Annotated in this window: 9 protein-coding genes and 2 pseudogenes; 6 read left to right on the forward strand and 5 right to left on the reverse strand. The window is 52.0% G+C overall.

What is annotated here, in order from left to right; all coding sequences use genetic code 11:
• Nucleotides 1-11 precede the first annotated feature (11 nt).
• From IEX02_RS16205 to IEX02_RS16230, 6 genes and pseudogenes are all read left to right on the forward strand, one after another.
• A complete protein-coding gene (locus IEX02_RS16205) occupies nt 12-3,314 on the forward strand; it encodes an efflux RND transporter permease subunit (protein ID WP_188697548.1) in 3,303 nt (1,100 codons plus the stop codon).
• Nucleotides 3,301-6,366, forward strand: a complete 3,066-nt coding sequence (locus IEX02_RS16210; protein ID WP_188697550.1) for an efflux RND transporter permease subunit — start codon at nt 3,301-3,303, stop codon at nt 6,364-6,366. The genes IEX02_RS16205 and IEX02_RS16210 overlap by 14 nt, the downstream gene beginning before the upstream one ends.
• A gap of 196 nt (nt 6,367-6,562) precedes the next feature.
• Complete coding sequence (gene cysE, locus IEX02_RS16215; protein ID WP_188697552.1) at nt 6,563-7,354, forward strand: serine O-acetyltransferase; 792 nt, start codon at nt 6,563-6,565, stop codon at nt 7,352-7,354.
• Nucleotides 7,355-7,460: 106 nt separating this feature from the next.
• Nucleotides 7,461-7,764 (forward strand): annotated as a pseudogene (locus IEX02_RS16220) (DMT family transporter).
• 111 nt (nt 7,765-7,875) lie between these two features.
• Nucleotides 7,876-8,433: a DJ-1/PfpI family protein gene (locus tag IEX02_RS16225; protein WP_188697554.1), complete on the forward strand. Its 558-nt coding sequence runs from the start codon at nt 7,876-7,878 to the stop codon at nt 8,431-8,433.
• Nucleotides 8,434-8,621: 188 nt separating this feature from the next.
• Nucleotides 8,622-9,851 (forward strand): bifunctional alpha/beta hydrolase/OsmC family protein, encoded by a 1,230-nt coding sequence (locus IEX02_RS16230; protein ID WP_188697555.1) that lies wholly within the window; start codon nt 8,622-8,624, stop codon nt 9,849-9,851.
• Nucleotides 9,852-9,895: 44 nt separating this feature from the next.
• On the opposite strand, the pseudogene tnpA reads toward IEX02_RS16230, so the two are convergent.
• The 5 genes and pseudogenes from tnpA to IEX02_RS16255 form a co-directional block, all read right to left on the reverse strand.
• A pseudogene (tnpA, locus tag IEX02_RS16235) lies at nt 9,896-10,338 on the reverse strand (IS200/IS605 family transposase).
• A gap of 146 nt (nt 10,339-10,484) precedes the next feature.
• Nucleotides 10,485-12,725, reverse strand: a complete 2,241-nt coding sequence (locus IEX02_RS16240; RefSeq protein WP_188697557.1) for a xanthine dehydrogenase family protein molybdopterin-binding subunit — start codon at nt 12,723-12,725, stop codon at nt 10,485-10,487.
• The gene (locus IEX02_RS16245; RefSeq protein WP_188697559.1) at nt 12,722-13,183 is read right to left on the reverse strand and encodes a (2Fe-2S)-binding protein; all 462 of its coding nucleotides are present in this window, start codon (nt 13,181-13,183) and stop codon (nt 12,722-12,724) included. The genes IEX02_RS16240 and IEX02_RS16245 overlap by 4 nt, the downstream gene beginning before the upstream one ends.
• Nucleotides 13,180-13,770 (reverse strand): nucleotidyltransferase family protein, encoded by a 591-nt coding sequence (locus IEX02_RS16250; protein WP_188697562.1) that lies wholly within the window; start codon nt 13,768-13,770, stop codon nt 13,180-13,182. Before IEX02_RS16250 ends, IEX02_RS16245 begins: the two co-directional genes overlap by 4 nt.
• Nucleotides 13,767-14,777, reverse strand: a complete 1,011-nt coding sequence (locus tag IEX02_RS16255) for an XdhC family protein (protein WP_188697565.1) — start codon at nt 14,775-14,777, stop codon at nt 13,767-13,769. The genes IEX02_RS16250 and IEX02_RS16255 overlap by 4 nt, the downstream gene beginning before the upstream one ends.

The following is a 14,777-nucleotide window of genomic DNA, read 5'->3' on the forward strand; positions in this document are numbered from 1 at the left end:
GAGCCACCATCATGAGTCTAGTCGATGTTGCCGTTAAACGGCCCGTTACCGTGTGGATGTTCACTTTTGCCATCTTGTTATTCGGCATGGTGTCATTGTCCCGTTTAGCCTTAAACCTGTTACCTGAACTGTCTTACCCTACCCTGACCATCCGTGCCGATTATCCCGGCGCCGCCCCTGGTGAGGTGGAACAACTGGTCAGCAAGCCTATTGAAGAAGCCGTAGGTGTGGTCAAAGGCGTACGCACCGTCACCTCCACGTCTAAAGCGGGTCAGTCCGATGTGGTGCTGGAGTTTGAATGGGGTACCAAGATGGATCTGGCCAGTCTGAATGTGCGCGAAAAACTCGACATTATCCAGCTCCCACTGGACGTCAAAAAGCCTCTGTTGCTGCGTTTTAATCCCAATATGGATCCTATCTTGCGTATGGGTCTGGGTGCCAGTCAGGGTAATCTTGATACTGAAGCAACCAAGCGCCTGCGTACTTACGCTGAAGAAGAATTTAAGCGTAAGCTTGAGTCGGTCAATGGCGTGGCCTCGGTGAAAGTCGGCGGCGGGCTGGAAAATGAAATCCAGGTACTGATTGACCAGGATAAAGCCAGTCAGCTCAATATTAAGCTAGAGGACGTCATCGCCCGCCTTAAAGCCGAAAACGTCAATACTTCAGGTGGACGGGTTGAGGACGGCAGCCGTGAATATCTGGTGCGCACCCTTAACCAATTCCAAAATCTCGACCAGATGCGGGACCTTTTTATCGCCTCCCGTGAGGGCCGTAATATTCGTCTGGCCGATATTGCCGAGATTATAGACAGTCACAAAGAGCGGGATTCCGTCACCCGTTTTGGTGCATTGGAAGGGGTTGAGGTCGCCATATACAAAGAGGGTGACGCCAATACCGTTCAGGTTGCCGATAACGTCAAACGCCGACTGGCACAAATTGAAAAAGACATTCCTGCTCAGTATCAATTGCAAGTGGTATACGACCAGTCGCTGTTTATCGCCAACGCCATTGACGAAGTGAAGTCAGCAGCCATTATTGGCGGGATCCTGGCGATGCTGGTGCTCTACCTGTTTTTGAAAAACATCTGGCCCACCCTGATTATCTCTATCAGCATCCCGGTTTCCATTATCGCCACCTTCAATCTTATGTATGGCAATGACATCAGCCTTAACATTATGAGCCTAGGGGGCATAGCCCTGGCCATAGGCTTACTGGTGGACAACAGTATCGTGGTGCTGGAAAACATCGATAGACATAAAAAACACGGTACCCATGCCCATAAGGCGGCAGCCCAAGGTACCAAGGAAGTGTCCAACGCGATAGTGGCGTCCACCCTAACCACCATGGCAGTGTTTTTTCCTTTGGTGTTTGTTGAAGGCGTGGCCGGGCAACTGTTCAGCGATCAAGCGCTGACAGTGACCTTTGCCTTGGCTGCGTCCTTGGTAGTGGCACTGACGTTAATCCCTATGCTGGCCGCGCGAGAAAAAAGTGACAATGGCCAAGACAGCGCCCAAGCACCTTTGGATCTTGGCCCTAATGCGACGCATAAACTACCCACCAGCAAAATTGGCAAGATCTTCTACTATCTGGTCTGGCCGTTTCGTATGCTGCTAAAAGGCGTGGCGGGTATGATTTATCTGCTGTCACTGGCCATCAGCAGTCTTATCATCGCCATGACCCGCTTAATACGAAAAGGTCTGGGACTCTTGTTCAAGCCCTTGCTCTGGGTGTTTGAACATGCCTTTACCCTGATTGAGGGAGGCTATCAGAAGCTCTTACATCAGGCGATGCAACATCGATTGGTCACCCTGGGCCTGGTGCTAGGCAGCGCTTTACTGTCACTGACCCTGCTACCGCGACTTGGCGTGGAACTTATCCCTCCTATGTCTCAGGGCGAGTTCTATGTGGAAGTAAACCTGTCTACAGGCGCGAAACTGCAAGATACCGATCATGTACTGGAAAAACTGGCACACTACACCCAGTCATTAGACGCTGTTGAGCGTACTTACTCGCTGGCCGGCACTGGCAGCCTGATGAACGCCTCTCCCAGTCAGGGCGGCGATTATTGGGGCAAACTGAACGTCGTGTTGCAGCAAGGCAGTGATAGCCAACAAGAAGCTGCGGTCACGGCAGCCATGCGCGACTACCTGCACACACAAGCAGGGGTCACGGCAAAATTTGGCAAACCCGAGATGTTCAGTTTTTCCACGCCACTGGAGATCCAACTGACTGGCTATGACTTGACCTTACTGGCCCATCACGCTGACAAACTCGTTAGCATGCTCGAGGCAGATGATCGCTTTGCTGATGTCAAATCCACATTGCGCGCCGGTCACCCCGAGCTGAAAATCTATTTTGATCATGCCAGACTGGCCCAACTGGGACTGAGCGCCGCTGACGTATCCAAATTGATCGCCGCCAAAATTGGTGGCGAGGTCGCCAGTCGCTATGCTATTGATGATCGCAAGGTAGATATTTTAGTCAGAACTCAAACCCGCCAGCGCGACTCTATCGAAGACATCGCCCGTATGACCATCAACCCCGGTTCAAGCCCTGCCATCCCTTTAGATGCGGTGGCTGACATTCAGATGTCGGTGGGTCCCAGTGAAATTACCCGGGTCGGTCAGGAGCGAGTTGCGCTGGTGTCAGCGAATCTGGCCCATGGCGATCTAGGTGAAGCCGTGGCCCAAGCCAAGTTAATCCTATCTGAACTCAAGCTGCCTATGAGCATGCAGGCCCGCATTGCAGGTCAGAATGAAGAGATGCAGGTGTCTTTCGATTCGTTGAAATTCGCCCTGCTGCTCGCTGTCTTTATGGTGTATCTGGTGATGGCTTCACAATTTGAGTCTCTGCTGCACCCGTTTTTAATCCTGTTTACCGTCCCCCTTGCCTGTGCCGGTTCCATTTACGGGCTATTCCTGACCGGCACTAACATCAGTGTGGTGGTATTTATCGGCCTGATTATGCTGGCAGGCATTGTGGTTAACAACGCCATCGTGCTGGTTGATCGTATCAACCAATTGCGCGAAGCCGGCAGCGATAAGCAGCAGGCCATTTTTGCCGCCGCCAGCAGCCGTTTACGCCCCATCCTGATGACAACACTGACCACCACATTGGGCCTGCTGCCCATGGCCATCGGCTTAGGTGAAGGGGCTGAAATCAGAACCCCTATGGCCGTTACCGTTATCTGCGGTTTGCTATTTGCCACTGTACTGACCTTATTGCTTATCCCGGTGTTATACAGCCTGTTTGACCGCAAACGCTTTGCCGCAACGGCCAATAAGAGCCTGGAGGTCAGTCATGAACAAGCTTGAAAACATAGGCGTCTATCTTACCGACTTCGCCATCCGTAAGCCTGTTACTGTCTGCATGCTGTTCTTTTCCATGCTGATGTTAGGTTTACTGGCCAGCCGCATGTTGCCGCTGGAAAAATTTCCCGGCATTGATATTCCTCAGATCATGGTGGTGGTTCCCTATCCGAATGCCACGCCGGCGGAAGTGGAGAAAATGATCACTAAGCCCGTTGAGGAAGCGCTGGCAACCATGGCGGATGTCAAACGCCTGTCCTCCACATCCAACGAGAACAGCGCGGAAGTCAGCCTGGAGTTTAACTGGGGAGAAAACTTAAGCGCCAAAGGCATAGAAGCCCGCGAAAAAATCGACGCGATCCGCCATCTGTTGCCCTCCGATGTTGAGCGCGTCATGGTGTATCAATTCAATACCGCCGACTTACCTATCTTCCAGCTACGGGTATCCAGTGAGCGAGATCTGTCCAATGCCTATGACCTGCTGGATCGCAACCTCAAGATGCCTATTGAACGGGTGGCCGGGGTCTCTAAGGTAGAACTCTATGGTGTGATGAAAAAGCAGATTGCCATTCGCCTGGATGCGCAGCGTATCGCCGCCTTACATATTAACCTCCAAGCTCTGAACAAAGCCCTACGGGATGCGAACTTTTCCATGACGGCCGGGCATTTCTTCGCCCTGGAGCAAAAGATCACCGTCAATCCTCAGGGAGAGTTTCGCAGCAAGGAAGAAATTGAAGACTTGATTATTCAGCCCGGTATACGCCTCAAAGACATTGCCGATATCAATTATGAAACCCCACAGCGTACCGAAGGGCGCCATTTGGATCGCACCTATGCGGTGGGGTTAAACATCTACCGTGAATCCGGCAGTAATCTGGTGGACGTTTCAAAAGCGGTACTTAAGGTGGTTGATGAGGCCAATGAAAACCCGGCGTTTAAAGGTATCAACCTCTTCATCATGCAGGATGAAGCACAAAGTGTGACCAAATCCCTCAGCGACTTGCTTAGTGCCGGCATGCTTGGTGCATTGCTATCTGTGATTGTTCTGTATGCCTTCCTGCGCCAATGGGCCCCTACCCTGATTGTGGTGCTGTCGGTACCCTTTGCTATATGCATTACCCTGGGTTGCATGTTGTTTATGGGCTATAGCCTTAACATTCTGTCTATGATGGGGCTGATGCTGGCCATCGGGATGTTGGTGGATAATGCCGTGGTGGTGACCGAGAGCATCAGCCACGAACGAGAAACCCAGGCCGATGCCATTCAGGCCACCAAAGCCGGTGTGGGCAAGGTCAGTCTGGCGGTCATAGCCGGTACGGCCACTACGGCTATCGTGTTCTTGCCCAATATTGTCGGCGAGAAGCAAGAAGTCACGGTGTTTCTGGAGCATGTGGCCATTGCCATTTGTATTTCGTTGTTTGCCTCGCTACTTATCGCCCAGACTCTGATCCCACTTCTGGCCAGTCGCCTGAAACAACACAAGGTCAAAGTGCGAACAGGCCAGGGTAAACTTGCCAACTGGTATCAGCGCGTACTGACCTGGACGCTAAATCATCAGGGCAAAACCACCTTAATTGCCATTGCCATCTTACTCTCTACCGCCATTCCTATGGGTGTGGTGACCAATGACGGCGATAACGACAATCCCAATAACCGTCTGTGGCTCAATTACAACATTGAGGGCAACTTCAATCTTGAAGAGGTGGAAAAAGAAGTGGAACGCATGGAGGCGTACCTGTATGCCAATCAGGCACGTTTTCACATCAAACAGGTATACAGCTACTATAATCCCGGCCATGCCGTATCCGGGTTAACCCTGCATGATGATCTGCCTCTTAGCCAAGCCGAACTGAAGGAATTGATCAAAAAAGATATGCCGAGCTTTGTACGCAGCAAGCCGAGTTTTCGCTGGAACGAAAGTAAGGGCGGCGTGCGTCTGACCTTGCTGGGTCAGTCGTCAGAAACTCTGATGAGTATCGCTGACCAGATCACCCCGGTGCTGGCCAGCATCGAGGGTCTGGCCGATGTCAGGGCCGATATTAATGGTCAGAAGAAAGAACTGCAGATCCGCGTAGACCGGCAAAAAGCCTTCCGCTTTGGTCTGTCGGCCGACACCGTGGCCAATACCGTCGCCATGGCGCTGCGCGGCAGCAACCTGCGTACCTTTCGCCATGCGCAAAGTGGTGAAATGGATATTCGTCTGCTATTCGACCAATCCTTGCAACATTCGCTGGATGAACTGAAACGTCTGACTATAAAACGGGAAGGTCAGCAAAATATCACCCTGGATATGGTTGCAGATATCGAGATCCTGCCTCGTCTGTCACAGATTCGTCGCTACTACCGGCAAACCGCGCTGGGCATTGGCGCCAATCTCGAAGAAGGTACCAGCCTCGAGCAGGCCCGCCACCGTATTGAAGACGTAATGGCACATATTAGTCTGCCAAGTGGCTACACTTGGACCTTGGATGGTAGCTTCCGCAATCAGGATGAATCTGAGGCCGTGATGCAGATTAATATGTTACTGGCCATTTGCATGATCTATATAGTAATGGCGGCGCTGTTTGAATCACTGCTACTGCCAACCGCCGTGATCACCTCGCTGCTGTTTTCCTTCACCGGCGTATTCTGGGCATTTTTGCTAACCGGCACCAATATGTCGGTAATAGGTATGATCGGCATGCTGATCCTGATGGGAATAGTCGTTAACAACGGCATCGTGTTAGTTGACCGTATCAACCAACTGATTGGCGAGGGACAGACTGTTATCGAGGCCATTATCGCCGGTAGCCTGAGTCGCGTGCGTCCAATCTTGATGACAGTATCTACCACAGTACTGGGATTGGTCCCGCTGGCGCTGGGCGGCACACAAATAGGCGGAGATGGCCCCCCTTATGCGCCAATGGCCATTGCCATTATCGGCGGATTGCTGTTTTCCACCCTGACCAGCCTGTTTTTATTGCCCCTAACCTACCTGGGTCTACTCAAACTGCGCCGTGCCACCACCAATATGCTGGCCGACAGCAAGCGTTTGGTCAGCCGATTCACACCAAACTAATAAAAAGCCGCCCCATCCTCTCGGGGCGGCTTTTTTCCTAAGCACGCCCGCAGGAAAATGCCGCCATACGACGTCGCCAGGTAGCGTACTCCCAGTGGTTAATACAGTTTTGCAATGAACCATTCCTGTTAATTACAAGACCTTGGCGCCATTGGCGCGTACAATAGCCGCCACCATTGAAAATCACGGTTTTTCCATGCGTCATCAAATATGGCAACAATTGCGGCTGGAAGCAGAAGATCTGATCCGCAGCGAACCTTTACTGGCCAGTCACGTTTATTCCTGCATTCTCAATCACAGCTGTTTGGGGAGTGCCTTGAGTTTTATCGTCGCCAATAAACTGACCGACGGTGTTGTATCAGCCTTTACCTTCCGTGAGCTGTTCGACCAGGCTTTTGTTAATTGCGACAATATGCTGACTCATGTCAGTTGCGACATTAAAGCGGTAATTGACCGTGACCCTGCAATCGACAAGTACCTGACCGTATTGCTTAATCTGAAGGGCTTCCAGGCCATTCAGGTACACCGCCTTGCCCATTGTCTGTGGCAGCAAAAGCGCAGAGATTTGGCGCGTTTCATCCAAAGCCGTAATTCCGAGGTGTTCGGTATCGATATCCACCCAGCCTGCAAAATTGGTAAGGGGGTTATGTTTGACCATGCGACCGGTATCGTGATTGGGGAAACCGCGGTCATTGAAGACAATGTATCCATTCTGCAAGGGGTAACCTTAGGCGGCACCGGCAATGAATGTGGTGACCGTCATCCTAAGATCCGCGAAGGCGTGATGATAGGTGCCGGGGCTAAAGTGCTGGGTAATATTGAGGTAGGTAACGGGGCTAAAATTGGTGCAGGCTCAGTAGTACTGCATGCCGTCCCCGCGCACACTACTGTGGTTGGTGTACCCGCCAAGATAGTGGGTAGAACCAATTGCCCCTGCCCGGCGGAAAGTATGGACCAGAGTTTTGCTGAAGCGCAAAGCGAAGCCTGACTGTATTCTCGTCTGATAGAGACCGAGTTTAGTCGTAGCGCATATGCCTGGCATAGATAAAATCGGTCATACTCAACCTCTGTCATAACAAGTAAGAGCGTTTTCTATGGCGTGGGTATATCTGATTCTGGCCGGCTTATTTGAAATAGGCTGGCCGGTCGGCCTGAAGCTCGCTCAACAGGAAGGCACCCGCATACTGGGGATCTCTTATGGGCATTAGTGGCGCCTTATTGTGGCTGGCACAAAAGCAAATCCCTATGGGCACATCTTATGCGGTGTGGACAGGCATTGGCGCGGCCGGTACATTTTTGGTCGGTATCCTGTTTTATGGTGATGCCACCAGTCTGGCCCGGTACTTTGGTGTGCTGTTAATCATATCAGGGGTTATCGTTCTGAAACTTGCACATTAACCTTCGGTCACAGAAGATGACAGTTGACGAAGTGCGATAAAACCAAAAGCGTTGTTTGCCATTTCAGTGGATACTCTTATTTAGCATTACAAACATTTCCAGGAGGAATTTATGGCTAAGATATTGATGATCACCGGTGACTTTGTTGAAGACTATGAAAATATGGTGCCCTTTCAGGCACTATTGGCCATGGGCCATCAGGTAGATGCGGTCTGTCCGGGCAAGGGAAAGAATGACAGTATCGCCACCTGTATTCATGACTTTGAGGGACATCAAACCTATACCGAAAAACGCGGCCACAACTTCACCTTGAATGCCGAATTTGACCAGGTTGCGGCTTCTGAATACGATGCCCTTTATCTACCCGGTGGACGTGCGCCAGAGTATCTTCGCCTGGATAATAAAGTACTGGCTATCATCAAAGCATTTGCGGCCAGCAACAAGCCGATAGCGGCCGTTTGTCACGGTGCGCAGTTACTTACCGCCGCCAATGTTATTGAAGGTAAGAAAATTTCCGCCTATCCCGCCTGCGCACCGGAAGTAAGACAAGCCGGCGGCGAGTATGTGGACTTGCAAATGGATGAGGCCATCACAGACGGTAAGTTTGTTACCGCCCCGGCCTGGCCTGCTCACCCTGCTCTGCTAAGGCAATTGGTTGCCCTGCTTTAACCTAACCAGACCGGCGCAAAAGCCGGTCTTTTTTTAGCGCAAATAGCACAGCGTTTTGCTTATCGCCCACACCTAATTCCCCTTCATACGCGCACTCTGGTCATTATCCACTATGCTTTAGCCATGCTAGGGACTCGCTGCCAGTCAGGCTGTTTAACGGAGCGTTCAGAAATACCCGGGGACCCCGCATGCGTACTGACATCACCTTTGATTACCTAGGCACCTCCATTAACGCGCTGATGGAACTGCCGGGCGGGGACACAAAGGGTTACGCGTTACTCGTTCATTGCTTTAGTTGTGATCAACAAAGTACGGCCGCATCAACTATCAGCCTGGCTTTAAACGCCCAGGGCATAGGTGTGATGCGTGTGGATTTGACCGGCCTTGGCAACCAAGACGGCGACCCGGCTAATCCAAATTTTGCGGCAAGCATCGATACGCTGCTCGCTGCCGTGGACTTCCTGCGTTGTCACTATCAAGCGCCTTTTCTGCTGATTGGCCATAGCTTAGGAGGGGCCGCAGTGTTAGCCATGGCAGGCAAGGTCAGCCAAGCCACGGCCATTGTCACCCTTGGCGCACCTCATAGCGCCGCCCCTGTGGCCCGGCATTTTGTTGACTCCCTGCTGCAGATGCACAAACAAGCACAAGTAAACATGCACCTGCATAACCAGTCGTTCAAAATAAAGAAACCGTTTTTAGATGAAATTAACCGTTATCAGGGCGCGTACTTAAGCGAATTAACTAAAGCGTTATTGATCATACATGCTCCCCTGGATGACCAAGTCCCCATCAGTGAAGCGGAAAAAATTTTTCATGATGCCCGTCACCCAAAAAGCTTAATCGCCTTGCCTCATGCCGATCATCTGCTGACACGCACAGAAGATGCCCGATATGTGGGAGAGACGATTGCCAGTTGGGCTAGCGGCTATCTCCGCACCCCGGAAAAAGGCTCGACTGAAGGGCTGGTCAGGGTAGAAGAGCAGAATCATAAAATGACCTTAGCCATTACCAGCGACAACCACCACTGGTTAGCCGATGAGCCTTTATCAGCAGGCGGCGATGATCAAGGGCCAGACCCATACGCTCATCTTCTGGCCGCGCTCGGTGCTTGCACAGTAATGACATTGCGTATGTATGCCAACCGCAAGCAGTGGCCTTTAGACAACGTCTGGGTGGAACTTCGTCATAAACCACTCACACAAAGTGCGCAACAACAGCAGCAAGCGACACAGACAATTCAGCGAACCATCTACGTGCAAGGAGCCCTTGATACAGCGCAGCAGAAACGGCTGGTAGAGATTGCCAATCGCTGCCCTGTTTATCGCACGCTGATGAACCCATTGCAGATTCATACTGATATTTGTGCAGAGAGCGCTTGGCAACGTGCGTCAAAAGACAGTAAAAATCCACCTGCATAGCAGGTGGCTTTGCTTAAGGGCACCCTAGAAGGGTGCCTTTCTGTTCAAGAGAGCTCTAAGCGCTGTTGACGTTCTTCTTCCTCTTTGGCTTGTTTATCCTGATACTTCACATAACGGCGAATGATGTCTTCGTTAGCACCTACCGAATCGACAAAGTATCCTCTTTGCCAAAAATGGTTTCCCCACAACTTCTTCTTCCGCAGATAAGGGAATTTGTTGAACAATCTGATGGCTGTTCGGCCTTTCAATGTCCCCATCAACTCTGACACGCTTAAACTCGGCGGCGTTCTCACCACCAGTGGACATGGTCAATCTGAACATTCAGTTCAACCACTACACACTTCTTCATGCTGCAAAAAATATAGATACTTCGGTAAAGCTCTTTGCCCACCTGACCTTTCAAAATCTTGTATCTATACTTCGGTGTCCACACGATGTGATACTGACAACGATAGAATACGTGTGAGGCGGATTCATATCGGCTCATGCTATTTACTCCTTTATTTGCTGGTAACAAACAAAAGTCAGTATCTAGCATGGGCGCTTTACGGGCATAGCCCCGACTGGACGATCACCACCTCCATAGGAGGTGGTTTAAGACTGACAAGAAAAAGGCGGCTAATGCCGCCTTAGTTATACCTGCATATGTTTGCTGATGGGTAAATCGCGGATACGTTTACCACTGGCACGGAAGATAGCGTTACATAAGCTGGCCGCAACCGGTGGGACGCCAGGCTCACCCACTCCTCCTGGCGGCTGGCTGGACTCAACAATATAACTATGAATTAACGGCGACTGATTGATACGCAGTATGGGGTAATCGTGGAAGTTGGATTGCACTACAGCTCCCCCTTTCACACTGATGTCGCCCATCATGGCCAGTGACAACCCGAAAATCATCGCCCCTTCCATTTGCGATTTGACCCTGTCCGGGTTCACCACAGTACCGGCGTCAATGGCGCTGTGCATCTCCAGCACTTGCACTTTGCCTCCTTCAACCCTGACTTTGGTGGCCACCGCTACATAGCTGACAAAGCTACGATGCACACTAATGCCCCAGGCTTCGTTTTTAGCCGTGGGCTTTTCCACACCGGCTTTATCCGCCACCAGATTTAACACCCCTTTTAAACGCGCAATATCAATGGGAAAGACCGCTTTGGATTCGCCATAATTACCGTATTTAAAGCCCTCAGGCTCAGGGTCCACCAATCGATCATCGCCCAGTAATTCCAGCCATAAATCCCGTGGACGGCGCTCCAGTTTATCCGCCAGCTCGTCCACAAAAGAGCCAATGGCAAAAGCATGCTGAATATTGCTTACCGAGCGAACCCAGCCGATGCGCAGATGGGCCTCGGCCTTTTGGGTTTCGCATGACAGGTTATCCAGCACAAAGGGCAGATCGCCAAAGCCTAAGTCCAGCTCAGAGCCTGAGGGTTCATCCGTAGTGCCATTAAAGGTCCAGCTGATACTGGGAAATGCAGTGCGCTGTATCCAGCTTACCACCCTACCCGAGTCATCTACACCTGCCTGGAAATGCATGGCGGCCGCGGCATGGTAATAGCCATGCTGAATTTCATCCTCGCGGCTCCAGCTGACTTTCACCGGCTTACCGGTGTGTTTGGCCAGTATCGCCGCCTCTACCGAAAAATCCGGTTTGGATTTGCGGCCAAAGCCGCCGCCCAGCAAAGTGACATTAACTTTTACCTTGTCAGGCTCAATACCCAATGCCTCGGCGACATTACGCTGGGTGCTTTGCGGGGTCTGGGTACAGGCCCATATTTCACAACTGCCGTCGTTAAACACCGCGGTAGCCGCAGGTGGTTCCATGGGGGCATGAATCAGATAAGGCACGCTGTAGAGCGCTTCGAAAGTATCCACCGCGTTCATCATACCGGCGTACGCATCGCCAACACTACGAATCACCTTGCCCTGTTGCTTCACCCTGCCTTTGAGTACATCCAGATAAGCCTCTGAATCATGACCAGCATGGGGGCTGTCGGTCCATTCAATGCTAAGCGCCTTACGCCCCTGCATCGCCGCCCAGCTGTTGGTGGCCAGCACAGCCACACCTGGCAAAGGTTTAAATAATACAGGCTCGCTTTGCTTTGGCATCACAAAGGTATCCAGCACGCCGCTGACCTTTAGCGCCGCACTGTTGTCCACGGCTTTGACATTGGCCCCCACCACCGGCGTGCGCTCAATACTGGCGTACAACATGCCGGGCAACTGTACATCCTGACCGTAAACCGTGCTGCCGTTCAATATGGCGGGCATATCCACAATAGGCACATTTTTGCCGATATAGGTAAACTCACTGGCGGGTTTTAGCTTTAAGGTTTCTTTTGCCGGTGGTGTTAGTGTCGACGCGGACTCAGCAAGCTCTCCAAAACGCAAACTGCGGCCGGTTTTAGCATGCACAACCTGATGATCTTTAGCCTGCACTTCCTCTAATGGTACTTGCCATTGGTTGGCTGCCGCCTGTTCCAGCATGGTTCTGGCGGAGGCCCCCATTTCACGCATAATCTGATAAAAACGTCTGACCGAGCGCGAGCCGTCGGTGTTCTGGCTACCGTATTCAGCATTGGCCAGTCCCTGCACGACCCGGACTTTGTGCCAGTCAGCCATCAATTCGTCGGCCACCACTTGTGGCAGACCGGTGCGAATACCCTGACCCATTTCGCTGCGATGGCAGATAATATGCACCAGATCATCGCTACCAATACTGACAAACAGGTTCAGCTCACTGAGGGCATCGCCATCTTGTGCCCAGACAGGTTTAAAGCCTGGTAACAAGCCCCCAAGAACCAATCCGCCGGCACTGATCCCGCTTAGTTTAAGAAATTGCCGGCGGCTGACATTGGTTATCTCACTCATGACTTGGCCCCCAGTTTCGCGGCCGTCTTAATGGCCGCCTTAATGCGCGGATAAGTGCCGCAGCGGCAGATATTGCCCTGCATTTGTTCATCAATGGTTTTGTCATCCGGATTAGGGTGCTTTGCCAACAGCGCAGCGGCACTCATCATCTGCCCGGATTGGCAATAGCCACATTGAGGCACATTGTGGCTTTGCCAGGCTTGTTGCACCGGGTGCGATGCATCACTGGCCAGTCCTTCAATGGTGGTAACCTGCTTTCCTTCCACCATCGACATAGGTAAGGTACAAGCGCGTACAGCCTGTCCATCCAAATGCACAGTGCAAGCCCCGCACAGCGCCATGCCGCAACCGTACTTGGTACCGGTCATGCCCAGCATGTCGCGCAGCGCCCACAAAAGCGGCATATCCGCTTCAGCTTCCACCGACACCGGCTTACCATTTAGGGTGAATTTCATCATGGTCTTGTTCCCCTGGCTTGTTGCCATTGTTTTAATTCATCTTGGGTATCTATATCGTAACTTGCTTCTTGTAGCTCGAGGGTGACAAGCCTGTGTGGCTCGGCCAGCAACAAGGGTTTCGCCCCTCTGTCACCTTCCAGTTTTGCCAGCAGGCCGAAATCCTGTTGCGGAAAAATAGCCGGTACGCCCGGCCCGTCGCCATAAGCGGCGGCGATGCGTTTGTTTGGATGCAAACACGCCTGCGCAATCAATGCATTTAGCTGCTCGGCCTGAATATCCGGCTGATCGCCCAATCCCACCAGTAAATGTGTCACCTCTGAATGCAACCATCCCACAGCACTGGACAGGCTGCTACCCATGCCCTGGCGCCAGTTAGGATTAACCACCATGTCAGTCCAATCGGGCAAGACAGGTTCAATCTTGTCGGCATTAGCCCCCAGCACCACCAAACTCTGCATTTGTCCAAGTCTGGCGTAGGCATGCAAGCAATGCACTAGCATAGGCTGCCCGGCCAATCTGGCGAGCTGTTTTACCCCGCCGAAACGGCTGGCGCTGCCAGCGGCAAGAATCACAACAGCCAACTTCATGATCCCAGCTCACCACTGATGGAAAGGCCGTCTTTACCTTCTAATACCGCATGAATCTCGGCCAGTACAGCCAGTGCAATAGACTCGGGCAGCTCACCGCCAAGACGCAGACCAATAGGGCCGAAAAAAGGCGCCTGAATATCTGCCACTCGCACCCCAGCCACGCTAAATACTCGTTCGGTGCGATGCTCAGGACCGAGCACACCAAGGTATTGCAGGGATAAGTTCTGACAAAGTTTCAATGCCTGAGCGTCTAACTCCACATTGTGAGCCATCAAAACCGCAGCATCGACTTGTTCAAGCCACGCCTGCCCGGCCAGGGTATGAATAGCATCGCGATAACAGTGCGCTGCTCTGAACCATTCTGGCCTGGCGTTAGCCGGGCGCGGATCAATCACGCTCACCCGCCAGCCAAGCTCATTGGCCATCGCCACCAGAGGTTTAGCATCCAGGCCGCCACCAAAGACAGCCAAGTGCGGTGCGGGGCGCACCTTCTGCACAAACGCTGGCCCTTCAGGGCGGGTAAAGATGCCTGACAACAGGCGACCTTCCAACCAATCCGGTTTATGTTCAAGTACCTGATTTGCCGGCCGCACTTCATTCACAGACTGCATATACAGCACGCTTTGCTGCGCCTGTAATGCCTGATAAAGCCTATGCAATTGTAAATAGTCATTTTGTTTATCAACAGGCTGTAGCAAAATCCTAACCATGCCGCCACACCCTATGCCCAGTTGCCAGGCCCAATCGTCTTCGTCACGTTGATCATACTGAATGATCCGCGCATAGCCGCTGTCCCAACAGCGTCTGGCCTGACGCATAATATCCGCCTCCAGGCAACCACCGCTTAGCAAGCCACGGTATTGCCCCAGACTGTTTATCAGCATCATGGCCCCGGCTTTACGGTAACTGGAACCGGCAGTTTCAATAATAGTGGCCAGTATCCATTGCAATTGGTCTTTTTGTTCATCCCAAGCGGCAAGCATTCGGGTTAGCTGATTCGACAT

Origin of the sequence: Bowmanella pacifica (assembly GCF_014645355.1) — a bacterium.
In the GTDB taxonomy this organism is placed as follows: domain Bacteria; phylum Pseudomonadota; class Gammaproteobacteria; order Enterobacterales; family Alteromonadaceae; genus Bowmanella; species Bowmanella pacifica.